At 39.4% G+C, this 21,939-nt stretch carries 27 protein-coding genes; 19 read left to right on the top strand and 8 right to left on the bottom strand.

What is annotated here, in order from left to right; genetic code table 11:
• Position 1 precedes the first annotated feature (1 nt).
• Both lysS and LKD42_RS01635 read left to right on the top strand, forming a co-directional pair.
• Entirely contained in the window at positions 2-1,942 is a 1,941-nt protein-coding gene (gene lysS / locus LKD42_RS01630) for a lysine--tRNA ligase (protein WP_248834607.1), read from the top strand.
• 465 nt (positions 1,943-2,407) lie between these two features.
• The gene (locus tag LKD42_RS01635; protein ID WP_248834608.1) at positions 2,408-2,788 is read left to right on the top strand and encodes a TnpV protein; all 381 of its coding nucleotides are present in this window, start codon (positions 2,408-2,410) and stop codon (positions 2,786-2,788) included.
• A 318-nt stretch (positions 2,789-3,106) separates the two neighbouring features.
• Here LKD42_RS01635 and LKD42_RS01640 read toward each other — a convergent pair whose 3' ends face one another.
• From LKD42_RS01640 to LKD42_RS01655, 4 genes are all read right to left on the bottom strand, one after another.
• A complete protein-coding gene (locus LKD42_RS01640; protein ID WP_248834609.1) occupies positions 3,107-3,421 on the bottom strand; it encodes a DUF2178 domain-containing protein in 315 nt (104 codons plus the stop codon).
• 1 nt (position 3,422) lies between these two features.
• Positions 3,423-3,632 carry a helix-turn-helix transcriptional regulator gene (locus LKD42_RS01645; RefSeq protein ID WP_390417681.1) on the bottom strand — a complete coding sequence of 70 codons (210 nt, stop codon included), beginning with the start codon at positions 3,630-3,632 and terminating at the stop codon, positions 3,423-3,425.
• A gap of 320 nt (positions 3,633-3,952) precedes the next feature.
• Positions 3,953-5,389: a MobA/MobL family protein gene (locus LKD42_RS01650; protein ID WP_248834610.1), complete on the bottom strand. Its 1,437-nt coding sequence runs from the start codon at positions 5,387-5,389 to the stop codon at positions 3,953-3,955.
• A gap of 247 nt (positions 5,390-5,636) precedes the next feature.
• Positions 5,637-5,852, bottom strand: a complete 216-nt coding sequence (locus LKD42_RS01655) for a helix-turn-helix domain-containing protein (protein WP_022358410.1) — start codon at positions 5,850-5,852, stop codon at positions 5,637-5,639.
• A 180-nt stretch (positions 5,853-6,032) separates the two neighbouring features.
• Between LKD42_RS01655 and LKD42_RS01660 the strand changes: the two genes are divergently transcribed.
• From LKD42_RS01660 to LKD42_RS01735, 15 genes are all read left to right on the top strand, one after another.
• Positions 6,033-6,719, top strand: coding sequence for a helix-turn-helix domain-containing protein (locus LKD42_RS01660; RefSeq protein ID WP_160624900.1), 687 nt, complete (start codon positions 6,033-6,035; stop codon positions 6,717-6,719).
• 87 nt (positions 6,720-6,806) lie between these two features.
• On the top strand, positions 6,807-8,105 hold the full coding sequence (locus LKD42_RS01665) for a tyrosine-type recombinase/integrase (protein ID WP_117541451.1): 1,299 nt from the start codon (positions 6,807-6,809) through the stop codon (positions 8,103-8,105).
• A gap of 142 nt (positions 8,106-8,247) precedes the next feature.
• Positions 8,248-8,850, top strand: a complete 603-nt coding sequence (locus tag LKD42_RS01670) for a Type 1 glutamine amidotransferase-like domain-containing protein (RefSeq protein WP_055271744.1) — start codon at positions 8,248-8,250, stop codon at positions 8,848-8,850.
• 204 nt (positions 8,851-9,054) lie between these two features.
• Positions 9,055-9,666 carry a WYL domain-containing protein gene (locus tag LKD42_RS01680; protein ID WP_248834611.1) on the top strand — a complete coding sequence of 204 codons (612 nt, stop codon included), beginning with the start codon at positions 9,055-9,057 and terminating at the stop codon, positions 9,664-9,666.
• 18 nt (positions 9,667-9,684) lie between these two features.
• A complete protein-coding gene (locus LKD42_RS01685; RefSeq protein ID WP_248834612.1) occupies positions 9,685-10,002 on the top strand; it encodes a hypothetical protein in 318 nt (105 codons plus the stop codon).
• 104 nt (positions 10,003-10,106) lie between these two features.
• Positions 10,107-10,820, top strand: coding sequence for a lantibiotic protection ABC transporter ATP-binding protein (locus LKD42_RS01690; protein WP_248834613.1), 714 nt, complete (start codon positions 10,107-10,109; stop codon positions 10,818-10,820).
• Positions 10,813-11,544 carry a lantibiotic immunity ABC transporter MutE/EpiE family permease subunit gene (locus LKD42_RS01695; protein ID WP_004853398.1) on the top strand — a complete coding sequence of 244 codons (732 nt, stop codon included), beginning with the start codon at positions 10,813-10,815 and terminating at the stop codon, positions 11,542-11,544. Before LKD42_RS01690 ends, LKD42_RS01695 begins: the two co-directional genes overlap by 8 nt.
• Position 11,545: 1 nt before the next feature.
• Positions 11,546-12,286, top strand: a complete 741-nt coding sequence (locus LKD42_RS01700) for a lantibiotic immunity ABC transporter MutG family permease subunit (protein WP_005330844.1) — start codon at positions 11,546-11,548, stop codon at positions 12,284-12,286.
• Between the two features lie 14 nt (positions 12,287-12,300).
• Complete coding sequence (locus LKD42_RS01705) at positions 12,301-12,963, top strand: response regulator transcription factor (RefSeq protein ID WP_248834614.1); 663 nt, start codon at positions 12,301-12,303, stop codon at positions 12,961-12,963.
• The gene (locus LKD42_RS01710; RefSeq protein ID WP_248834615.1) at positions 12,951-14,327 is read left to right on the top strand and encodes a sensor histidine kinase; all 1,377 of its coding nucleotides are present in this window, start codon (positions 12,951-12,953) and stop codon (positions 14,325-14,327) included. Before LKD42_RS01705 ends, LKD42_RS01710 begins: the two co-directional genes overlap by 13 nt.
• Positions 14,328-14,711: 384 nt before the next feature.
• Positions 14,712-15,593: a helix-turn-helix domain-containing protein gene (locus LKD42_RS01715; protein WP_248834616.1), complete on the top strand. Its 882-nt coding sequence runs from the start codon at positions 14,712-14,714 to the stop codon at positions 15,591-15,593.
• Positions 15,594-15,595: 2 nt separating this feature from the next.
• Positions 15,596-16,036, top strand: coding sequence for a hypothetical protein (locus LKD42_RS01720; RefSeq protein ID WP_248834617.1), 441 nt, complete (start codon positions 15,596-15,598; stop codon positions 16,034-16,036).
• Positions 16,037-16,287: 251 nt separating this feature from the next.
• Positions 16,288-16,890: a class I SAM-dependent methyltransferase gene (locus LKD42_RS01725; protein ID WP_248834618.1), complete on the top strand. Its 603-nt coding sequence runs from the start codon at positions 16,288-16,290 to the stop codon at positions 16,888-16,890.
• Positions 16,851-18,029 carry an HNH endonuclease domain-containing protein gene (locus tag LKD42_RS01730; RefSeq protein WP_248834619.1) on the top strand — a complete coding sequence of 393 codons (1,179 nt, stop codon included), beginning with the start codon at positions 16,851-16,853 and terminating at the stop codon, positions 18,027-18,029. The genes LKD42_RS01725 and LKD42_RS01730 overlap by 40 nt, the downstream gene beginning before the upstream one ends.
• A gap of 17 nt (positions 18,030-18,046) precedes the next feature.
• A complete protein-coding gene (locus tag LKD42_RS01735) occupies positions 18,047-18,493 on the top strand; it encodes a hypothetical protein (RefSeq protein WP_248834620.1) in 447 nt (148 codons plus the stop codon).
• 26 nt (positions 18,494-18,519) lie between these two features.
• On the opposite strand, the gene LKD42_RS01740 is transcribed toward LKD42_RS01735, so the two are convergent.
• Genes LKD42_RS01740 through LKD42_RS01755 form a run of 4 tightly spaced genes read right to left on the bottom strand, consistent with a single transcriptional unit; the run spans position 18,520 to position 19,810 of the window.
• Entirely contained in the window at positions 18,520-18,819 is a 300-nt protein-coding gene (locus LKD42_RS01740) for a helix-turn-helix domain-containing protein (protein WP_147632497.1), read from the bottom strand.
• A 4-nt stretch (positions 18,820-18,823) separates the two neighbouring features.
• Positions 18,824-19,237 carry a dUTP diphosphatase gene (locus LKD42_RS01745; protein ID WP_248834621.1) on the bottom strand — a complete coding sequence of 138 codons (414 nt, stop codon included), beginning with the start codon at positions 19,235-19,237 and terminating at the stop codon, positions 18,824-18,826.
• On the bottom strand, positions 19,227-19,484 hold the full coding sequence (locus LKD42_RS01750; RefSeq protein ID WP_331464750.1) for a hypothetical protein: 258 nt from the start codon (positions 19,482-19,484) through the stop codon (positions 19,227-19,229). Before LKD42_RS01750 ends, LKD42_RS01745 begins: the two co-directional genes overlap by 11 nt.
• A complete protein-coding gene (locus tag LKD42_RS01755; RefSeq protein ID WP_147632499.1) occupies positions 19,481-19,810 on the bottom strand; it encodes a plasmid mobilization protein in 330 nt (109 codons plus the stop codon). Before LKD42_RS01755 ends, LKD42_RS01750 begins: the two co-directional genes overlap by 4 nt.
• Before the next feature lie 410 nt (positions 19,811-20,220).
• Between LKD42_RS01755 and LKD42_RS01760 the strand changes: the two genes are divergently transcribed.
• Both LKD42_RS01760 and LKD42_RS01765 read left to right on the top strand, forming a co-directional pair.
• Entirely contained in the window at positions 20,221-21,375 is a 1,155-nt protein-coding gene (locus tag LKD42_RS01760) for an AAA family ATPase (protein ID WP_147632500.1), read from the top strand.
• 10 nt (positions 21,376-21,385) lie between these two features.
• A complete protein-coding gene (locus tag LKD42_RS01765; protein WP_147632501.1) occupies positions 21,386-21,904 on the top strand; it encodes a hypothetical protein in 519 nt (172 codons plus the stop codon).
• Positions 21,905-21,939: the final 35 nt, after the last annotated feature.

A 21,939-nucleotide genomic window follows, 5' to 3' on the forward strand; every position in this document is an offset into this window, starting at 1 on the left:
AGTGGGAGAACAGAAGAATCAAAAGACACAGGACGTAAATCAGCTGCTGAAAATCCGCCGCGATAAGCTTGCAGAACTGCAGGCAGACGGAAAAGACCCGTTTCAGATCACAAAATTTGATGTGACACATCACAGCCAGGAAGTCAAAGATCAGTTTGAGAATCTGGAAGGAAAGAGTGTAGTGCTCGCAGGACGTATGATGTCCAAGCGAGTAATGGGAAAAGCATCTTTCTGCAATATCCAGGATCTGCAGGGCAATATCCAGTCTTATGTGGCAAGAGACAGCATCGGTGAGGAAGAATACAAAGCTTTCAAAAAAATGGACATCGGAGATATCGTAGGTCTGGAAGGTGAAGTATTTAAAACAAAGACCGGCGAAATTTCCATTCATGCATCCAAGGTAACTCTGCTTTCCAAGAGTCTTCAGATTCTTCCGGAAAAATTTCATGGTCTGACCAATACCGACATCCGTTATCGTCAGCGTTATGTCGATCTGATCATGAACGCAGACGTAAAAGACACCTTTATCAAACGTTCCAGGATCATCAGTGCAGTACGTCAGTATCTGAACGGACAGGGATTCCTGGAAGTTGAAACACCGATGCTGGTATCCAATGCTGGCGGTGCAGCAGCAAGACCGTTCGAAACACATTTCAATGCACTGAACGAAGACCTGAAGCTGCGTATTTCCCTGGAACTGTATCTGAAGAGACTGATCGTCGGAGGCATGGAGCGTGTTTACGAGATCGGCCGTGTATTCCGTAACGAGGGACTGGATACACGTCATAATCCAGAGTTTACACTGATGGAGCTTTATCAGGCATACACCGATTACCACGGCATGATGGATCTGACTGAGAATATGTATCGCTATGTTGCACAGACTGTTCTTGGCACAACCACCATTTCCTACAACGGTATCGAGATGGATCTGGGCAAACCGTTTGAACGTATCACAATGGTAGATGCTGTTAAGAAATATTCCGGTGTAGACTGGAACGAAATCAAAGACCTTGAAGCTGCCCGTGCAGCCGCAAGAGAACATCACATCGAATATGAAGAACGTCACAAAAAAGGCGATATCCTGAACCTGTTCTTTGAAGAATTTGTAGAAGAACATCTGATTCAGCCGACGTTCGTTATGGATCATCCGGTTGAGATTTCACCGCTGACCAAGAAAAAGCCGGAAAATCCGGAATATGTAGAACGTTTTGAATTCTTCATGAACGGCTGGGAAATGGCAAATGCTTACTCCGAGCTGAACGACCCGATCGACCAGAGAGCACGTTTCGCAGCTCAGGAAGAACTGTTCGCACAGGGAGATGAAGAAGCAAACCACACCGATGAAGATTTCCTGAATGCACTGGAGATCGGTATGCCGCCTACAGGAGGTATTGGATTCGGTATCGACCGTATGTGTATGCTGCTGACTGATTCAGCTGCAATCCGTGACGTTCTGCTGTTCCCGACAATGAAGTCCTTAGATGGTGTAAATAAGAAAAATGATGTAAATAATACAGCTTCTGAAGCACCTGAAAAAAATGTAAAAACTGAGTCTGAAAAGATTGATTTTTCTAAAGTAAAGATTGAGCCTTTGTTTGAGGAAATGGTAGACTTTGATACATTCAGCAAGTCAGATTTCCGTGCAGTAAAGGTTAAAGAGTGTGTTGCAGTACCGAAGTCAAAGAAACTGTTACAGTTTACTCTTGATGACGGAACAGGCACAGACAGAACCATTTTAAGCGGTATTCATAGCTTTTATGAGCCGGAGGAACTGGTTGGAAAGACTCTTATCGCTATCACAAATCTTCCACCGAGAGCGATGATGGGCATTGACTCTTGCGGTATGCTCCTCAGTGCTATTCATGAAGAAGAAGGCGAAGAAAAGCTTCATCTTCTGATGGTAGATGACCACATTCCGGCAGGTGCAAAGCTCTATTAAGATGATGTAAAGATGTACCGTTTTACCAAATAGACGGGACGTACTTCATTTGATAAAAAACTAAAAAAACAGCGATTTACATCAAACTTACATCAATTGATGCAGAAATCGGTGCAAGCAAGAAAAAATCGCATAATTAGTGCAATGAGTGGGCAATTCCAATCGGAGTTGCCCATTTTTAAAACAAACAGAAATATAAACTGGAATTTGAAAACCATAAAATTATGAGTGATTATTGCTCTCCATAGGTTATCAATAAAATCCTCCAAAAGCCTTGAAAATAAAGGATTTATCGCAGTGTGTTCACCTTATCTCTTTACATGATTTCACACAAGTTTACTCTTTCCCTGAGTGCTTATAAGGGCAAAATCAAGGGCAAGAAAATCTCATAACAAGATATAACAGAGTGTGGCAATCGGAGAACTGTGACATATGTGTGAATATATTATAACGGAGGATTTTTTAATGGACAAGTATATTTATGATGAAAGAAACGGTTTATGGTATGAGTTGCAGGGAGATTATTATATTCCTTGTCTTACTTTACCAACCGAAAAAGAACACAAGCCTATCGGCTTATGGGGACAGCGACACAAACGCTATTTGCAGGAACATAAAAGGGCGGTTTACATTACACTGCTCACAAGCGGCAAGTTGAACTGTTACCTTGCTGACATTAACGAACAGGCAACAAATATGATGTTCCGCTTGGTCGAGCAAATGGCTGACAGGGAGGGCGTGACCAAACAACTAAAAGCAGAAAGCCCGATATTATGGATTGGAAGAATGAATGAGATACAAGCAAGGGCGAGAGAAATTATATATAGCGAACTGATTTATACCTAAAAAGAGGGCGGCAGCATTTTTGCTGTCGCTCTCTTAATTACCATATCGCAAGGACAGATGAGCCAGTCAACGGCGAGTGTAACCCGTTTATCGTGACCGGCTGTTTTTGCTATTCATTCGATAAGCAGAAATCTATCTTTTTTTCTTATCCTGTCCTAATGAAATAAATCCTATCGTAACAGCCAGTGCAAATATAATGTCATGCTTACCCAATGGATTGACTATAATCAAATATACTAGATATGCTGTGCAAAGTAACAATACCGCCAGCAGGATTTCATGTGCAATATTTGTATTCTTAAACATTTTGTGTCCACATTATAATCGCTTGTCAAAATAAATCGTTGCAACCAGTTCAATTAAATTGCGTATTCCAATATAGAGCAAAGCAAAAATTGAAACTCGTTGGAGTGTAACTGTTGTTTGCATATTTATAAAAAGTGGTAGAACAGCAATTAAAACTATCAAAATCGAATGTGCAAGATTTGCGGCATTACTCGCTTTTAATTGTATCAGTTGCCAGCGTTCATCTCCTCTGTATTTCACTTGCTTCTTGGCTTTTGAAATATATAACCAAAGAGTTATGCCTAATGCGATAATGAGAAAAACTAAGATAATTATTTGTTCATTCATGTTATTTATCCTCCCTATGCTCAAAAACTTCATCAATAGAAACGCCAAAGACTTCTGCAATCTTAAAAGCCAACTCCAAAGACGGAGTATATTTATATTTTTCTATTGATATAACCGCCTGTCGAGAAATCCCAACCTTATCTGCCAAATCTGCTTGTGTCCAATCTCTTTCGGCTCGTAGAACTTTAATCCTATTCCATATCAAAGTCATCTCTCCTTTCCAAAATGTAACTAAGTAATTACATACATAGTGTAATATGCTCATTACATTTTGTCAAGTGATAATAACAAAAATAGAGAGAAAGGTTTTCATAGTTGGTAAATAGTAACCTAAGAGGTTTTCATAGTTTTTGCATTGTGGAAATGTATAAAACAAACTGGAGGTCTATCGCTTGTTTTCAGTTACTTGCTTCTTTACTGCATATGAGAATTTTCTCAGTTGTTCAAGCGTTTGTTAAAAATTGTGAGAACAAATAGAATATTATGTATGCCGCCGCTATGGGCAAAACCGTAACGGCGGTTTTTCAATGCCTATCGGCTATCTCTGTCAATGGATTTCTTACGCTGTCTTTGCGGTGGTTTCTGCTTGTTGCGTTCCTGTATCTCACGCAGATGTTTTAGCACGCTCTGCTTTTCGGGTGGTCTGTGCTGTTCTTTGGCGGCGGCTGTCGGTTTCCTGCTGACTTGATATTCCCACTCGGCAAGGTCACGGTTGTACTGTTCTACAACGCTTTCCATTTCTCGGAAAGTCCTCATAAAAACTTGTACATCGGGATAACCGTCCGCTTTGAGTGTATCGGGGATTTTATCCAACCTGTCGGCAATCTCCGCTTCGGTTTCTTTGATTTTTACCTCCAACGCTTTTCGTTCTTTACCTTTGAAAAGCCCCTTTGTATCGGCAAGCTGCTGTTTCAAGTGCGGCAGAACTTTGTCCTGCAAGTTTTTAATTTCCTTTGCCTTATCCTGTACTTTTATCATCAGATTTCGCATATGACGGAACTCTGCCATATCAATATCAAGTGTAGGCTTGGGTGGCATATCCTTTTCCCGAATAAGGTTTTGCAGAAAATCTTTTGCCTTTGCCACAATCCCACGGAACAGATTAGGAAGCCAGCCTTTGCTTTTAATTGACTGGCTTGCTTTTTCGTGTATCTCGGTCTGCTTGACTTCTAAAATCTTTGCTTCGGAAATACCCGATAACAACGCCATATCCGCTGTCCTGTTCCATTCCTGCCTTGCGGTATTGTCCGCTTCAATCTCGGCGGCTTTGGGATTGTTCTTGCCGATTTTCTTGGTGGGAAGATAAACGCTGTTCTTATCAAATACCTTTAACTGCTGTTCGGGATCGGAGATATGCCGATTGATAAGGTCGGTGTAAATCTCTTTTATCTCCCGAAGAAAAGGCTCGCTTTTGAATTTATCATCTTTCACGGTAAAGAGGTGGCTTTCGTAAACCTCGCCCTTTTTAATGACGGTACAGCCTTTGCGTATCTGCCCGTCCTCCCCTGTGATTTCTTTCTTGGTGCGTACCCTTTTGCCCGTTTCATCATAGAACACGCTGCGTGTGGCTCTCTTGATGTCAGGCTCAGGAAGCAGTTTTCTTTCGCTGAAGATAAGATGGATATGATAATTGGTTTTGCGTTTGTTGTGGTGGAGGGCTGACACGCACTCCACACCATATCTCTTGCGGAACTCCTCCGTAAAATCTTCAAGGACTTCCTGCGGCTCGTATCTTGTATAAACTTCGGGCAGGGCGATAATCAATTCCCTTGCTTCGATACATTTGCCCTCTGTGCCGCTCCGCTTAAACTCCTGCTGGCTTTCCCTTGCAAGGTTACTCCAAAATTCATTGTCGGCGGTGCGGTAGGTGGCATAAAGGTTTTCCTGCTTTGCGTGGCTTGTGATATAGGATATTCTTCCCTTGACATTGGATAGCTTCGACATCTGTATAAATGAATGTCTTGCCATATACTCCTTCCTCCCGTGACGGGCATACTCTTTTTGCAACCGAGAAATCGGTTGCCGCTGTTTCGGCGGCGTAAGCAGACGGACAGCGAAGAAAACAGCGGGCTGTTTTCTTCTGTATCATAGCGGCGGTGCATTGCCCGAAGCGATGGTACAGTGCCCCCTGCAAGGGCGAAATACCCAGAGTACAAATCGAAGATTTGTGCGAGGGGTGTATTTCGCTCTCAAACGCCGAGGGCTTGGAGAATGGTTATTCTACTTTGCGGACATCGTTTTCATTCAGCAGGTTTCTTCCCTGATTGACGCTCATAAATCGCTCTAAAGTATCCCTGCGGATAATCGCTTTTCTTCCGACCTTGAGGACGGGAAGTTTGCCCCAGTCTACCAACTTACGCATTGTATTTCTTCCGATACCCGTACATTCTGCTGCTTCTTCTATGGTTAAACCCATTTTGATGTTGCCCATTTTATCAACCTCCTTTCAAAACACGCATTTTGCAACTATGTATCTGTAATTATACTTATTTTGATACCTCTTGTCAACTCATTTTGCAACTTATTAAGAAATATTTTTGTCTATTATTAAATTTATGGTTGCAAAATAGGTTTTTCTGTGCTATGCTATCAGCAATAGGAGGTGAAAGCCTTGAAAAAAGAAATTACATTCACCGCAAAACAGGTCGGTGAACGAGTGAAAGAACGCCGAACAGAATTAAACTTAACAATGCCCGAACTTGGTAAGCGTGTCGGGGTAAACAAATCTACCATTCAAAGATATGAAGCGGACGGAGTAGACCCGAAGCGTACAATGATTATCAACGGGCTGGCAGAAGCACTCCTGACCACTCCCGAATGGCTGACAGGACTTTCCGAAGATAAGGAATATGACAGCCGCACTTTATGTGCAAGGGATATGGAGGAACATATCAAAAAATATCTTGATACGGTTTCTTCTGTGGTAAAGGGAGAACCGCACCAACAACTGCTTACCACATTCCTCGGAAAGATGATTGACCTCTATACGGTTATGACTTATCACTTTGCAGACGCAATGGCTGAGGTTGACCGTGTAGCGGAGGACGAGGGCTTAAAGCAGTCCTTACGCCGCTATGCGATTGAGTCAGGGGCGATTATGGAAAGGGTTTACCGTAAAGAAATGGAACTTCCTATCGAGAATATGAAGCAGTTTTTAGATGGGATTTTACATATCTACGATGAGGGACGCACCGCTGTAAAGATGGGCGACCTGTTCGGGATAGTGACAGCAGCCGAAGAAAGGGTTGCTGAAAAAGAAAAATTCCGTGGCACTTTGACAAGTGAAAATGCCGATTGACATTCATCGGCATAAGTGACACTATTACTTTACGCACACCATATGTCACAGTCCCGATTGCCACGGATAGAAAGGAGAAATTTATCTATGGCAAAAGGTTCTGTAAGAAAAAAAGGTAAAAAGTGGTACGCACGCTTCTATATCGAAGATGAAAGCGGCAGAAAAGTACAGAAAGAGTTTGTGGGAACAGAAAGCAAGTCTGAAACAGAAGCCCTGCTCAGAAAAGCAATCGCTGACTATGAGGAAAAGAAATTCGTTGCGAAGTCTGAAAACATCACAGTTGGTATGCTGCTCGATCTGTGGGTGGAGGAAGAACTGAAACCCGGCAATCTCAGCAATGGTACGGTAATGTCCTATCAGGGAACGGTCAACCGTATCAAACAGCACCCGATAGGAAACCGAAAGCTGAAAACCGTAACCGCCGACCATTTACAGGCGTATATAGACTTTCTCAGCTTTGGCGGTACAAATCCTGACGGTACAACCGCAAAGGCACTCAGCAAAGGGTATCTCCGATTGTTTTCGGCTGTTTTACAAGGGGCGTTCCGTTTTGCGGTATTCCCGAAAAGACTGATAACCTTTAACCCGATGCAGTATGTGGTATGGCGAGGAAAGAAAGAAGAATGCGAACTGTTCTCGGACGAGGACGGAGAAACTGCCTCCACACCAACGCTCAGCTACGAACAGTATCAGAGATTAGAGGACTTCCTGAAAAAGAAAAACAATCCTGCACTTCTTCCTATACAGATAGCCTATTATACAGGTTTGCGTATTGGAGAGGTCTGTGGTCTGACTTGGCAGGACATTAACCTTGAAGAACAATATCTGACAGTACGCCGCAGTATGCGTTACAACGGGGCAAGGCACAAAACAGAAATAGGGGCAACAAAGCGTAAAAAAATCCGCACCGTGGACTTTTGCGATACGCTTGCCGCAATCCTGAAAACTGCGAAAACAGAACAGCACAAAAACCGTTTTCGATACGGGGAACTGTACAGCCTTAATTACTATTTGGAGGTCAAAGAAAAAGACCGCACCTATTATGAGGTTTACAGTCTGCCGAGGTCGGAGGAAGTCCCAGAGGGGTACAAGGAATTATCCTTTGTCTGCCTTAGACCTGATGGGGCATTTGAAGCACCGAGTACGGTGGGGATTATGTGCAGGACAGCGAGAAAAAAGGTGGAGGGATTGGAGGATTTCCACTTTCATATGCTCAGACACACCTATACAAGCAATCTGCTTTCAAACGGTGCAGCACCTAAAGATGTGCAGGAACTTCTCGGACACGCTGATGTCAGTACCACAATGAACATTTACGCTCACGCTACAAGGGAAGCGAAGCGTACTTCCGCAAGACTGCTGGATAAGGTAATCGGCGGAGAATAAAAATTTCCCTTGTTTCGGCTCATAAGGGCAAAAACAAGGGAAAATACATAAGGTTTGAACATTTAATAGGCGATATGCCTTGAAAATACAGGGTTTATAGAGGATTGAATAGATAAATCGGAATTTATAAAGGAGAATATTGATGAAACTATTTTTATGTTCGCACTTTTCAAGTGTGGGAAGTCTGATAAAGGAAGAAATTGAAAATAAGAAAGTCGCATTTATTCCAACAGCTTCACTGCGTGAAGGCTACACCGGTTATGTCGGCTCGGCTCGAAAATTATTCAAAAAGTTGGGAGCAATCGTAACTGAAATTGATATTTCAACGGAGGCTTATTCAACGATACAGTCTGTTTTTGAAGAAGCAGATGTGATATATTTTACCGGCGGAAATTCTTTCTTTCTTATGGACCAGCTCCGTAAAACGGGAACTGATGGGCTACTGAAAAAGGAATTGGCAAATGGAAAATTGATGATCGGCGAGTCGGCAGGTGCAATTATATGCGCTCCAAGCATCCAATATATCGAGCAAATGGATGAAAAGCCAGAGGACTACTCACAAGAAGATGATGCAGGGCTTGATTTGATTGATTTCTATGTTCTTCCGCATTATCTTACAGCACCATTTAAGAAAGTTACCGAGAAAATAATGACTGAGTTTTCGGATTTGAATCTATGCCCAATTAACAACCGTCAGGGAATTGTAATTGATGGTGAAGGTTCAAAGGTTATTTGCAAAGACTAATTTGAAAATTCAAGTTTGTCGAGCAAAGGAGGTGCTGCAACAGATGGACAATCATTCTTATGACGATATAATCAATCTGCCGAATCCGACATCAAAGAACCATCCTCGTATGTCACTTCACGACAGAGCAGCACAGTTTGCTCCTTTTGCGGCACTTACGGGACACGACGCAGCCATTAAAGAGACTGCAAGCGTAATAACTATGTGGTCAATCGAATTAAGCCGGATAATGAACAGATATATTACATCATCGACGCTATAAATGACGCCATCAATGCAGGTAAACAGATTTCTTTCCAGTATTACGATTATACCGGATTAAAGAAGAAGGTTCTGAAGAATAAGGGCGAAGTATATAAGCTCAGTCCGTATAAACTTCTCTGGTGTGGGGACTATTATTATGTTCTCGGATATTCTGAGAAGAAAAGTAAGGTTATCAATTTCAGGGTAGACCGTATTGCTTCCAAGCCGGAGATATTGGATAAAGATATTATTTCTATGCCTGATGATTTTGATATTGAGAATTACACAAAGGAAGTATTCTTTATGTTCTCAGGCGAGAAAGTTCTTGTGGATTTAAGATGTGATAATAGTCTGATGAAAACAATGGTTGACCGTTTCGGAGAAGATGTGACAACCCTTGCGTATGATATGACTTCCTTCAGAGTACAGACCGAAGTATCAGCCAGTCCTACCTTTTTCGGTTGGGTGTTTGGCTTTAGTGGCAAGGTACAGATACTTGCACCGGAAAGTGTGAAGGAACAGTACAGACAGATGATTTCACAAGCCGATAAGGGTATGCAGGAAAGCGAATAGAAGCACTTTATGGCTATCATGAATGGAAGCTATGCCCAAACACATTTCCCTTGCAAGTTATGGGATGCAGGAGAAAAGGGACTTACATTATCTGCTTTTGAATGGGAGAAGGATAGAAAAACGCTGATATATGGGCAGGTAGACTATATGTATGGAGAAGCACTTTATAAGCCTGAAATGAAAGAAGGAAATCCTATAAGGTTATATAGTTTGGATGAAATCACTGAGATATTCGGTAAACTGGGACTTCGTATTTGTAACAGTTTTGCTGATTTTAGTGGAAAGCCGAGTTCTGATAATGATATTCAATTGATGCTTTATTCCATACGAGAATAAAAATAGAATAGGCAAATTATTTTGCAAACTTCATCAAATCTTTATTTTTCCCTGATAGATTATATTTCAGTAAGAAATGAAATATAGAAGGAAGGATGGTAAAGATGGAAATGATGTTGCAGACACAAAATCTATGTAAATATTTTAAAAAGCAGAAAGCAGTAAATAATGTTTCACTTAATATCGAAAAGGGACAGATTTATGGACTGCTTGGACCGAATGGCGCTGGTAAATCTACCACATTGAAAATGCTGACCGGTATGATGAAACCAACTGCAGGAAAGATTTACTTTGATGGAAAACTTTTGGATAGGAAAGATTTATCAAAAATAGGAGCGTTAATTGAAAATCCGCCTATTTATGAAAATCTTTCCGCCAGAGAGAATTTGAAGGTAAGACAATTATTGCTTGGTACAGATGAAAACAGAATTGATGAGGTCTTGCAGATTGTATCACTTACAAACACCGGAAAGAAGAAAACAGGACAGTTTTCTTTGGGGATGAAGCAAAGACTAGGCATTGCAATGGCATTGCTTGGAGAACCGGAACTTTTGATATTGGATGAACCTACGAATGGATTAGATCCAATAGGTATCGAGGAATTACGAGAGCTGATCCGGTCTTTTCCGGAACAGGGAATCACTGTAATTCTCTCCAGTCATATTCTCTCAGAGGTACAGTTACTTGCAGATAAAGTCGGGATTATTTCAGGTGGAATCTTAGGATACGAAGGAGCATTAAAGCAGGGAGATAATCTTGAAGATTTGTTTATGAATGTGGTAAGAAAAAACCAGAAAGCAGGTGAAATCCATGGTTAATATTATAAAAGCAGAACATCAAAAAGCCAAAAGAACCATGCGAAAAAAGTTTATCTGGGGATTTCCTCTTCTTACATTTGTCATGGCATTTATATTTACTCTTGGGATGACAAATGCTTATGCAGAAAGTGTTTGGAACTGGTGGTATACACTTTTGCTGCCGGGGATGATTGCTCTATTTTGTTATCTTTCTGTGGCGCAGGAGAAAAAGATAAAATACTATCATTTAATGACTATTCCCACAGACAGAAGAAAATTGTTGCTGGGGAAAATTATTTATATTGGGTACATGATTTTGTTTTCTAATGTGATTGTGTTTGCAGGAGCAACGCTTGGAGGCTTTCTTCTAACGACACATGTTCCAGTTGGAGGAGCGTTGATTGCAGTATTGTTTCTGACGGTTTCTGAGTTATGGGAGATTCCGGTAGCTTTATTTTTAAGTGAACGATTTGGAATGATTGTAAACCTGTTCGTATGCCTATTTATTACCGTCAGCGGTGTGGTAATATCACAAACCAGAATCTGGTATGTACTTGTTTCTGCAATCCCTATGCGAATGATGTGCCCGTTGCTTCATGTTTTACCAAATGGACTTGCCGCAGAAGCAGGGAATCCTCTTTTGGATACGGGAGTCATTGTTCCGGGAATGTGTCTCTCAATCATCTGGTTTGTTTTTGTAACGGTTCTGTTTTTGAAATGGTTTGAGAGAAGAGAGGTGAAATAAGATGATTGGAAGATCTCTTAATGCAGACTTGCGAAAGATGAAAGGAACATCTGTGATTCTGGCACACTTACTGATTCCGATTATAACCAGCGTTATATTTTTAATATATTACTTTTTTTCACCATGGAATGAAAATATGAAAGTGATTGCATTTTATCAGGCAATAGGAGCAGGACTTCCGGTACTTATTGGAATTTTTACAGCAAGTGTGATGGAACAGGAACAAAATGCAGGTGATTTTCAAAATCTGTTGTCTTTACCGGATAAACCTGCAGCATTTTTATCGAAACTGTTGATGCTACTGGTTTTGTGTCTGTGCTCTATCCTATTGACAGCAATCATATTCGGAATTGGATTTGGAAGAATCGCATCAAGCGATATCGAAATCATGAAAGGATGTATATTTGCAGCATTGCTGCTGTGGGGAAGCAGTGTTCCACTTTATCTGTGGCAGCTGATTCTGGCTTTTCAGTTTGGAAAAGGGGTATCCATTGGAGCAGGGATTATATCAGGACTAATTAGTGCATTGATGCTTACCGGACTTGGAGATTATGTGTGGAAATATGTATTTGTCTGCTGGACGGGTAGAGTACCATATACTTATCTGCAATCTGTATTGGGAGAAACTAGTGTAGGTGAATGGTTGTCATTCATACCAGGTTGCTTAATATTTACAGGGATTAGTATGGTATACTATTTTTGGTGGGTAAACCACTGGGAAGGAAACAGAATATCGGAATAGAATCGAGGGAAACTATGGCAAAAATACTGGCAGTTGATGATGAACCGGCAATTCTGGAAATGATAGAAAGCATTTTGAATAAGGATGGACATCTGGTTACCAAAGTAAGTAATCCGCTGAAACTTAATATGGAAGAATTACATCATTATGACCTGATTTTACTTGACATTATGATGCCTGGAATGGACGGCTTTGAATTATGCAAAAGAATCAGGGCACTTGTGGATTGTCCAATTTTGTTTCTTACCGCAAAAACGGAGGAAAACAGTCTGGTAAACGGACTTTCTTTAGGAGCAGATGATTATATTTCAAAGCCATTTGGAGTGATGGAACTTCGGGCAAGGATCAATGCACATCTTAGAAGAGAGCACAGGGAACATTCTGTCCGGATGGTTTTAGGGAGAGTCTGCATTCAGATGTCTCAAAAGAAACTGTTGATGGATGATAAAGAACTTCCGTTTACGAAAGCAGAGTACGAAATCTGTGAATTTCTGGCTAAAAACAGAGGACAGGTTTTCTCGAAGGAACAGATATTGGAAGCGGTCTTTGGCTTTGACAATGAGAGTAATGACAGTACTATAATCACGCATATCAAAAATATAAGAGCAAAATTTGCGGATTATGATTATATGCCGATAAAAACAGTCTGGGGGATTGGATATAAATGGGAAGAGTAAAGAGAAGCAATGCACTCAGCAGGATTTTTATGAGATATGTACTGGTCATGCTTGGCTCATTAGTTGGTTTGGTGATTGTTGCTTGGCTGTTGCTGTGCCTTTTGATTAGTGTGGGCTGTATTTATCCGGCAAATTATGCAGAGCAAAAGATTAATGAAGCATATGATACGATTCTACGTGCAGATAAAGTGACTGCTGAGATGATTCCCGCACTTTGTGATTATATAATCTTTTCAGAGAATGGAGAGAAAATAGGTGGAGATCTGTCAGAACAATACGAACAGATAGCATGGAATGTTGCAAAGTACGGAAACGCATCCGGGAAATATTTTTATAAAGTAATTGTAAGGGAAAATGAATATGTTGTATTGCAATATCGCCTGACACCTCAATATCATTCAGCTTTTTTGAGGGAGCATTTTATAGAACCACAGAATGTGATGAGTATTATGTCTGTGATTGGAGCGGTAGCGATTATCATCATTCCGTCCATACGTTTTGGAAAAAGAATCAAAAAGCAGATGCAGCCTGTATTAGACGCAATCGGACAAATAAAGGATCAAAATCTGGAATATGAGACATCCTGTTCCGGTATCAAAGAGTTTGATGACTGTTTATCGGCAATCGATGATATGCGAGATGCATTGCGAGAATCTTTAGAAAAGCAGTGGAAAACAGAGCAGGAAAAGAAACAACAGATGTCTGCTTTGGCGCATGATATTAAAACACCTCTTACGATTGTACGGGGAAATGCAGAACTACTTTCAGAGACTGAACTGACCACAGAACAGAAGAATAATATCACTTATGTTTTGAACGGCACAACACAGATACAAAGTTATGTAAAACAGTTGATAGATGTCACAAAATCATGGAATTGCAGTGATGTTACCTATACAACGGTGAGGTTAGAAGATTTTTTCGCAGATATAAAGGAACAGGCACTCGGACTGGTAGAAATCTATCACCAGAAAATAGATTGGAAGGCGGGACAAAGTGATAAAAAGGTAACGATTGCTTATGATCCAATGTTCCGGGCCGTAATGAATATGATTCAGAATGCAGTGGAGCATACAAAAGAAAATGGAATCATTTATATTGACGCAAAGGAGCAGGATGGCCGGCTGACATTCATTGTGGAGGATAGCGGATCAGGATTTACAAAAGAAGCATTATTGCATGGCACAGAGCAGTTTTTTATGGATGACACAAGTAGAAATGGCGAAGCCCATTATGGGATGGGACTATTTTTTGCAAAAACTGTGGCTGAAAAATATGGTGGAGGTATTAAACTTTCAAATTCTGAAAATACAGGTGGGGCGAGGGTAGAAATATTTTTCCTGAGTAGTCAAGAAACAAGCTAAATAGACCGCAATTAAGCTATACCCTCTTGTGAAAACGAGATTCTGGTGTTATTCTATTCATGGCAGTGTTAATGATGATCCTGTTCAATTGTTATTTTGTGGTGATTTAACAATACTACTTTTAGGACTCATTATCTACTGCCTTTTTTAAGTTAAAGAGAAAACTGCGCCACAGCCTTCGAAGGCCATCGTGCAGCGATTTAGTTCAATCGGTATTTGGCGATTGGATAAATTTAGTTTTCATTGTAAAAACCTTTATTTTAGGGCGTTGCTACGGAAAGTAGCAGAAAAATAGTGAAATGACAGCTAATGTTTCTTGTTTGGTAAAGGTTAATTTGCTAATCTGTGAAGGAAGTAAAACAAACCGAAAACGGAGGTTGAAAAATGACTTTAGAAGAACAAATTAAATATTACAGAAAACAGGCTGGACTTTCACAGGAGAAGATGGCTGAGAAAATCGGTGTATCAAGACAAGCCATTACAAAGTGGGAAAATGGAACAGGAACACCGGATATTGCAAATCTGATGGCAATAGCAAATCTTTTCCAGATATCAGTAGATGAATTACTTTCGAATGAAAAATCAGAGAAAAAGCAGTCTAATTACATCTATGAAAGTCGTACTGAATACGATATTGATGGTAAGAAGAATTTTGATATCAAGCTTGGTGGAGCATATGCTGTAGATTTAAAGGCATATCATGGAGAAAAAATTGAAGTCGCAATGTTTTCAAATGTCTATAAGAATCTTCTGGCAGATTATAAAGTAAAGATTGATGATATAAAAAACCGAATCGATATTGATCTTAACAGATTTAATGAAGCCAGTGAAGCAGATGCAAAGGAGAGTTTGGTCATTACTATTTTTATTCCAATAAAATATCTTGGAAAAATCGAATTATCAGTTAATGCAGGGACACTGAATATTACTGATATAGAAAATGAACATATTGAGGTAAATGGCAAAATTAGCGAAGTTACCCTTCAGGGAAATAAAAGTGAAATTGAGATAGATTCAAATCTTGATATGCAGATCAGTGTTTTATCACATGAGGGTGCACTTGAGATTAATCAGTTGTCAGCAACATCAAGACTTACACTTCCTGCAGATTATAGATTTAGAAGCACAAAAAAGGGAATAGCAACTCATATTTATTATGAGAGACAGGGGAAAAAGGTTGATGACTTTTCAGATGCCGAAGCAGACAATTACATTGAGTTCAATGGTATAAAGAGTGAGCTTGTGATTGTAGAGGCTGAGGTGTAGTCATGGAAAAGTATATATATCGACCGGTCAGATTCTATTTGATTACATTTGCCTGCACTTGGTTCTGGTGGCTATTTGCAATTTTACTTAATGAAGGGACGGGGCTTTATCTTGGAATGTTTCTTGGCTTGGTTTCACCTGCCGTGGTTGCCGTAGTAACTGTATTTACGTCTAAGAATAAAGCACTCATTAATGATTTTAAGAAGAAGCTGATTGGGTTTTATAGAATAAAACCTAAATATATATTAATTGCAGTGCTGATATTTGCTGTGATAGTGACGGCTTCAATCGGTACATCAGTATTATTTGGCGGCAGTATAAATCAGTTTTCATTTACAGAAGACTTTTCATTTTCTATAGGTAGTACGTCTGCATTTCTTACAATTTTGTTGGTATCCTGCATAGAGGAGTTACGAAAATGTGGAAGATGCAGAAAAACGTAGAGATTATCTTGCAACTTATGATGGAACAATTTAGGCAAATGGAACACATACAGTAATTGGTACTGTCTTAGTAAGAACATCTAATAAGCTCATGGCAACACAGCAAAAAGAACTTGAACAAAAAGTCATTGATGCATTAACAAGATTAGAATAAGAATAAATGTCTGATAGACAGAGTAGAAATATGCAAGAAATTAGCAGGTGTCAAGATTTGTGGCACTATAATAAAGTCGGAAAGGGATGCTATGAATATGAGTGATGCTATAACACTAAATTATTATAATAGCAATGCTGCTGTTTTTTCTGAAACTACAAAGAATGTAGATTTTTCGGAAGTACAGCAAATATTTACAAAGCATCTCTCTCCTGATGCTTCTATTCTGGATTTTGGTTGTGGATCTGGACGTGATACAAAGTATTTTCTAAATAATGGTTATCATGTAACCGCAACAGATGGATCAGGTGTGATTTGTAAAATGGCAACTGATTACACAGGCATCCAAGTAAAACAGATGCTGTTTGAAGAACTTGATGACCGAAACCAATATGATGGAATCTGGGCATGTGCCTCCGTTCTTCATCTATCCAGAGAAAAATTACCAAATATATTTCACAAAATGCATCAAGCATTAAAAACGAATGGCATAATTTATACATCGTTCAAATACGGTACATTTGAAGGTGAACGAAATGGTCGATATTTTACGGATTTTACAGAAGGGATGTTTGAAGAGTTTGTAAGGAAGATTTCAGGACTACAGATAGAAAAAATGTGGATCACCGGAGATGTGAGAGAAGGAAGAGGTGATGAACGATGGTTGAATATATTGCTTCGCAAGACAGATGTTTGTTGAATATTGAAGCAAACTATTATAATCAACTGGATATTGAAGCTTTCTCTCAGATGATGAAAGATCCCTCCTATTGCTACAAGTTTTACTGGCTGGAGGCCGTGATACATATTATTTCAGAAGGAAAAAATGAGACAACATTTGATGAGATTATTAATGAAATGATTGCGAATGCCTGGTATTCAGTACGGGAATTTCATATTCATCTTAGTGGAATACAGGCAGATGGATTGGTCAGAGATGGTCTGGAAAGGGCAATTTTACAGCTGACAGAACTCAGTGATCTTCCGGCAAATGCATCTAAGATTGAAATAAAGAATGCTATTCGGGAACATCAGGCAGGTTTAAAGAAAGCAAAAGAACAGTTGACTAATATGGTGCCATATAGAGCACTGTCAGGCTTTTTTACAAGGAGTAATGAAGTGCCGGACTGGGGAAGTGTCAAACGCATTACAGCGTATATTCAAAAAATAAATGAACTGGTAACTCCTTTGCCATATGTATTGGGTGATAGCAGCAAATTGAAAAAAGAAGTGCATTTTCATCCAGACTGGGTAGCAATGATTCAGGATAATACAGTTAATATCCTTGGCTGGATTCAATATGAAAAAGTGAAATGGCTTCAGAATAATAATCCTGAAGTGCCTGGCTTGATTTATAAGCTTGCTCCAATGGATGAAAAAATGCGAAAACTGTCAAATGTGCGGAAGTTGTGGCAGGGAATTATGAAAGTACAGGAAATAAGGGATATTTTTACAGGACAGCCAGTAAAAGAAACGCAGTATGATGTAGATCATTTCATTCCATGGTCTTTTGTAATGAATGATGAGTTGTGGAATCTGATGCCGATGGATTCATCCTTGAATTCGGCAAAAAGCAACCGCTTACCCAAGTGGAATCCATTTTTTGAAGTTTTTGCTGGAAACCAGTATCTGATGTATGAAATGATAAATGAAAGACCAGATCTTCACAAACGATTTGAAGCGTGTTATCGGGATAATCTGCATTCCATCTGGGCTGGTCAGGAATTGTACCGTAAAGGTAATTCTAGAGAAGTATTTTATAACATTCTGGAAAGGAACATGATGCCGGTATATGATTCGGCCAGAAGACAGGGATATGAAATCTGGAACTATGGATAGAAGGAGATCATAATACGATGGGGTTATTTGGCTTATCTCGGAAAGAAAAGGAAATCTGGGCATCCATTGTAATTCAAAGAATTAAGCCGGATATGCAGATTGATGATGGCCTTTTAAAGAATGCTACAGAAATCTATATCAATCAGCATATTAGAATTTTAGAAGAAAGTGCTCGTCTTGTGTTAGAATCTAAAAATAACAAAACAAGAGAAGACAGATATGAGTTAGCATTACAACATTTTAGCACATTATCAAAAATCCGGAAGTATGCCGATAAAAATCAGAAAAAAAGGATTGCAGATGCACAGGATTACTTCATGATTATGAATGAACATTATAAACATCCAGAACGTATCAGAAAACAGGAAAAGCAGAAATTGAAAAGACAGAAAAGAGATTCGTTTTTGGAAGATTATGGAACGATGGAAATCTTGGATGATATTTTTGATGATCACAACAATTAAAGCGAGGCAGCGGAAAATCCGTTGCCTCATTTCAGTATTATGACAATTAATCTAACTCTGCTTTCCAACTCATATCTCCAATACTCCGCTGCCTCATACTCCCTGGGTTTTGAGAGTACCGGTACGGTAAAGAGTTCAATCGGAACGCCGAGTGTTGATGCGAAGAGTTTCATAAGATCTGTTTTCGGTGTTCGGACATCGCTTTCGTACTGAGCAATCCGGACATCAGCACAGCTGTCAGGAAATCCGACAGCTATGCCGAGTTCTTTCTGGGTGAGATGATTTTTCTGTCTTAAGTGTTTTAATTTTCTTCCAAATGTAATCATAGTATTATTCTCCTGTGCTTCCGAATGCTCCAGTTCCTTGTTCTTCACCGAGGTCCAGGACAAAGTCTGCGATCACGACCGGTGTGATCACCAGCTGACTGACGCATGTGTCTTTATGAATGGTCTGAGAAGATGTGCTCACGTTGCTGATAATGGCATGGATTTCACCACGGTAACCGGAATCAATCGGTGGAAGTTCGCATACCAGTCCTTTTGCTGCCATGCTGCTCCGTGGAAAGACATATCCGGCAAATCCATCCGGGATGATGAGACCGAATCCAAGCGGAATTCTTGCAATCTCACCTGGTTTTAATACGCACTCATAAGGCATGAATACATCAGCACCGGCATCATTTTCATGTGGCCGGAAGGGATGATGATCTGCTTTCAGACCAAAGTCAATCAGTTTAATCTTCATGGCTGCTCATCTCCTTCCGAATCAGCAATGGATAATCTGCTTTTAAGATATCTGACGGCATCCAAAGTTTTGAAATAGGATTCTGGCAGGACATCTGTTTTTCCATACAGCTTCCTCTCTGACAGAATGGACCGGTCAGATCTGGTGCAAAAAGGATCGGGCTTAATTTGTACAATCGCTGCCAGATCTGGAGCATCACGATCCTAGTCTCATCCGTATTTCTTCGGCAGGTTCTCTGACCGATCATAGAAATAAGTTCATGATGCACTGATGGATCTCGTTTTCTATAGCACGTGACTGACTACCACCACTGTTAAAATGCTTGGCAATCTGATTTAGATTCGATCCGATTTTTCCATATTCACTGACCAGTTTTCTGAGATCGTTCATGTCTGCAACAACTTCAATTTGGTGATTGATTTGCTTTTCAAGTAGTAGTTTTCTCACATATTCAGAACGAGAAAGTCCTGTAACGTCAGCGGCTTCATTTAATACTGCCAATTCAATATCCGTTAATTTTAATGTGATGATGTTACTCCTCTTGAGATTCTTTTCTTTCTTCTTTGGTGCCATAGTCCTCCTTCTTTTTTGATAAGACATCTTGGATGTGCGATTACACTTTTTAACCGGCTGTCCCTTCCGGTTATATAAAGTGCTGCGACTATCTTTGATAGAGAGCCAACAGATATCTTTGATGTCTGTACGAGGGTATGGGGAATCGGAATCCCCATCAAGAGACTTACCCGGAGATATGCCGTAGCCATAAAATGGCGATACGGTAATACCTAGGTGGATCTTGCTCTAATCTATAAACCATCTTACATATACAAAAGATGGAGGGGTAAAATACAGGGTGTGAGAGAAAAATTTTCAAATTAAAAAATAAAAACGGGTTATCCGTTGATAAAATATAGAAATGTGGATATAATTGAAGTAAAAGAAAAATAACCACGTATAATCAGTTTTTAAATTGGAGGCGTTATATGAAATTATTGAGAGTTACCGCACAAGGCTTACCATTGTTTAAAGAGAAGCTGGATTTATCTTTTTATGCACAGCAAAGAGTTGCGGAAGAAGATAAAATGAATTTGTATTCCTTGTTTTCAAATATATATTTAAATCCGGCTAACGCGTTTATAGGAATCAATGCCTCAGGAAAGACCTCTGTATTAAAGGTGCTTCTTCTTGCGTTGGGAATTATAAATAACGAACCAATCAATCATATGAATACGAAAGATATATTAGGAAATACAAAAAATGCTATTTTGAATGTATATTTTTATTCGGAGACTACAAAAGAAATTTGCAGACTGGAAACGGTCATAACATCTAAGAATACGAAAGTAGAAGGAGTTGTGTACAGTATTGAATCAGAATCATTATGGTCAAAAAAAGCTGAAGAAGTAACAACTCGTAAAGCTATGCTGGATTTTGAGGAGAGAGAACCATTCATTGTTCGAGATGAACAGGAAAGCTTTTTGTCAGATGATGTTAGTATTATGATCGCATATAATAAAAAAACTGGTAAACATATAAAAGTAGTCAGCATGTTACTTTTCACCAATGTGAATGTGTTACCATTTTCAGAAGGAATTCCGGCTGAGGTTATTTCCTATCTGGATCCAACAATTGAAAAATTATATTTTGAAGAAAAAAATGAGAAGCCAATTATACATTTAAAATTTAAAGGAAAAGAAGAGATTGTATTGAACAATCCAATCGAATTAAATAATTATCTCTCGTCAGGAACTGTAAAAGGAATGATTACTTTCACTCTGGCGCAAGAAGTTCTGAAAGATGGAGGCTGCCTGATTGTTGATGAGGTAGAGAATCATTTCAATAAAGAAATAGTAAGTACTTTAATTCGTTTCTTTATGGACGGAAAAATAAATAAAAATGGTGGTATGCTAATCTTCTCCACTCATTATCCGGAACTTTTGGATGAATACGACCGTAATGACAGTATTTTTATTACTAGAAATAGAGATGGGATTACAGCAGAGAATCTATCCAATATTCTAAAAAGAAATGATATTAAGAAAAGCGATGCTTATCAGAGTGGATTTCTGGAAGGAACGACACCTACTTATGAAGCTTATATGCAGTTGAAGAAAAGTATAGCTGCATCTCTGAAATAGGAGGTGCACTATGGAACTGGCAAAATATAAAGCGTGTATATGTGAAGGTGCTGCAGAAAATGCAATTATGGATATTCTTCTAGATAAAGAATTGCTTGTGTTTTCGAGAGAAGAGATGCTGGAGGAGTCAGTAATTCGATGTAGGGACGGCAAGAAATTTGAACAGAAATATTTGAGAAAAGGATTTGCAGAAAAGATATCAGTAATCAGAATATTAGATTCAAGAAGAGAAAAATTTAAAATTGGTAAAGCATATGAACATAAGATAGATGTCATCAATGTGATTACTGCACCGGAAATAGAAATGTTGATTATCTTTGCTGAAAATCAGTATAAAGAATTCAAAAAGTCAGGGAAAAAACCAAGTGATTTTTGCAAGGAAAATCTTAGAATGTCTGACGTAAAATCATATGATTATGTGTTTAATTATTTTTCTAATTCTGGGATTCTTGTGGAAGCAATAAAAGAGTATCATAGAACAGCTAAGATTCCAAAAGGTGAATATACGCTGCTCGATTTGTTAAAATAAAAAAATTGCATATCAGAGGCTGTATTTTCACCCTC

Source organism: Hominisplanchenecus faecis, from assembly GCF_020687205.1.
Lineage (GTDB): Bacteria > Bacillota > Clostridia > Lachnospirales > Lachnospiraceae > Hominisplanchenecus > Hominisplanchenecus faecis.

Coding starts and splice junctions, on each gene's coding strand:
- LKD42_RS01765 (WP_147632501.1), top strand. CDS start 21,386: ATGGAACTGGCAAAATATAAAGCGTGTATATGTGAAGGTGCTGCAGAA.
- LKD42_RS01740 (WP_147632497.1), bottom strand. CDS start 18,819: ATGATTACATTTGGAAGAAAATTAAAACACTTAAGACAGAAAAATCAT.
- LKD42_RS01730 (WP_248834619.1), top strand. CDS start 16,851: ATGGTTGAATATATTGCTTCGCAAGACAGATGTTTGTTGAATATTGAA.
- LKD42_RS01650 (WP_248834610.1), bottom strand. CDS start 5,389: ATGGCAAGACATTCATTTATACAGATGTCGAAGCTATCCAATGTCAAG.
- LKD42_RS01755 (WP_147632499.1), bottom strand. CDS start 19,810: ATGGCACCAAAGAAGAAAGAAAAGAATCTCAAGAGGAGTAACATCATC.
- LKD42_RS01640 (WP_248834609.1), bottom strand. CDS start 3,421: ATGAATGAACAAATAATTATCTTAGTTTTTCTCATTATCGCATTAGGC.
- LKD42_RS01750 (WP_331464750.1), bottom strand. CDS start 19,484: ATGATCGGTCAGAGAACCTGCCGAAGAAATACGGATGAGACTAGGATC.
- LKD42_RS01700 (WP_005330844.1), top strand. CDS start 11,546: ATGATTGGAAGATCTCTTAATGCAGACTTGCGAAAGATGAAAGGAACA.
- LKD42_RS01745 (WP_248834621.1), bottom strand. CDS start 19,237: ATGAAGATTAAACTGATTGACTTTGGTCTGAAAGCAGATCATCATCCC.
- LKD42_RS01665 (WP_117541451.1), top strand. CDS start 6,807: ATGGCAAAAGGTTCTGTAAGAAAAAAAGGTAAAAAGTGGTACGCACGC.
- LKD42_RS01690 (WP_248834613.1), top strand. CDS start 10,107: ATGGAAATGATGTTGCAGACACAAAATCTATGTAAATATTTTAAAAAG.
- LKD42_RS01735 (WP_248834620.1), top strand. CDS start 18,047: ATGGGGTTATTTGGCTTATCTCGGAAAGAAAAGGAAATCTGGGCATCC.
- LKD42_RS01695 (WP_004853398.1), top strand. CDS start 10,813: ATGGTTAATATTATAAAAGCAGAACATCAAAAAGCCAAAAGAACCATG.
- LKD42_RS01715 (WP_248834616.1), top strand. CDS start 14,712: ATGACTTTAGAAGAACAAATTAAATATTACAGAAAACAGGCTGGACTT.
- LKD42_RS01685 (WP_248834612.1), top strand. CDS start 9,685: ATGAATGGAAGCTATGCCCAAACACATTTCCCTTGCAAGTTATGGGAT.
- LKD42_RS01720 (WP_248834617.1), top strand. CDS start 15,596: ATGGAAAAGTATATATATCGACCGGTCAGATTCTATTTGATTACATTT.
- LKD42_RS01725 (WP_248834618.1), top strand. CDS start 16,288: ATGAGTGATGCTATAACACTAAATTATTATAATAGCAATGCTGCTGTT.
- LKD42_RS01710 (WP_248834615.1), top strand. CDS start 12,951: ATGGGAAGAGTAAAGAGAAGCAATGCACTCAGCAGGATTTTTATGAGA.
- LKD42_RS01655 (WP_022358410.1), bottom strand. CDS start 5,852: ATGGGCAACATCAAAATGGGTTTAACCATAGAAGAAGCAGCAGAATGT.
- LKD42_RS01670 (WP_055271744.1), top strand. CDS start 8,248: ATGAAACTATTTTTATGTTCGCACTTTTCAAGTGTGGGAAGTCTGATA.
- LKD42_RS01645 (WP_390417681.1), bottom strand. CDS start 3,632: ATGACTTTGATATGGAATAGGATTAAAGTTCTACGAGCCGAAAGAGAT.
- LKD42_RS01635 (WP_248834608.1), top strand. CDS start 2,408: ATGGACAAGTATATTTATGATGAAAGAAACGGTTTATGGTATGAGTTG.
- LKD42_RS01760 (WP_147632500.1), top strand. CDS start 20,221: ATGAAATTATTGAGAGTTACCGCACAAGGCTTACCATTGTTTAAAGAG.
- LKD42_RS01705 (WP_248834614.1), top strand. CDS start 12,301: ATGGCAAAAATACTGGCAGTTGATGATGAACCGGCAATTCTGGAAATG.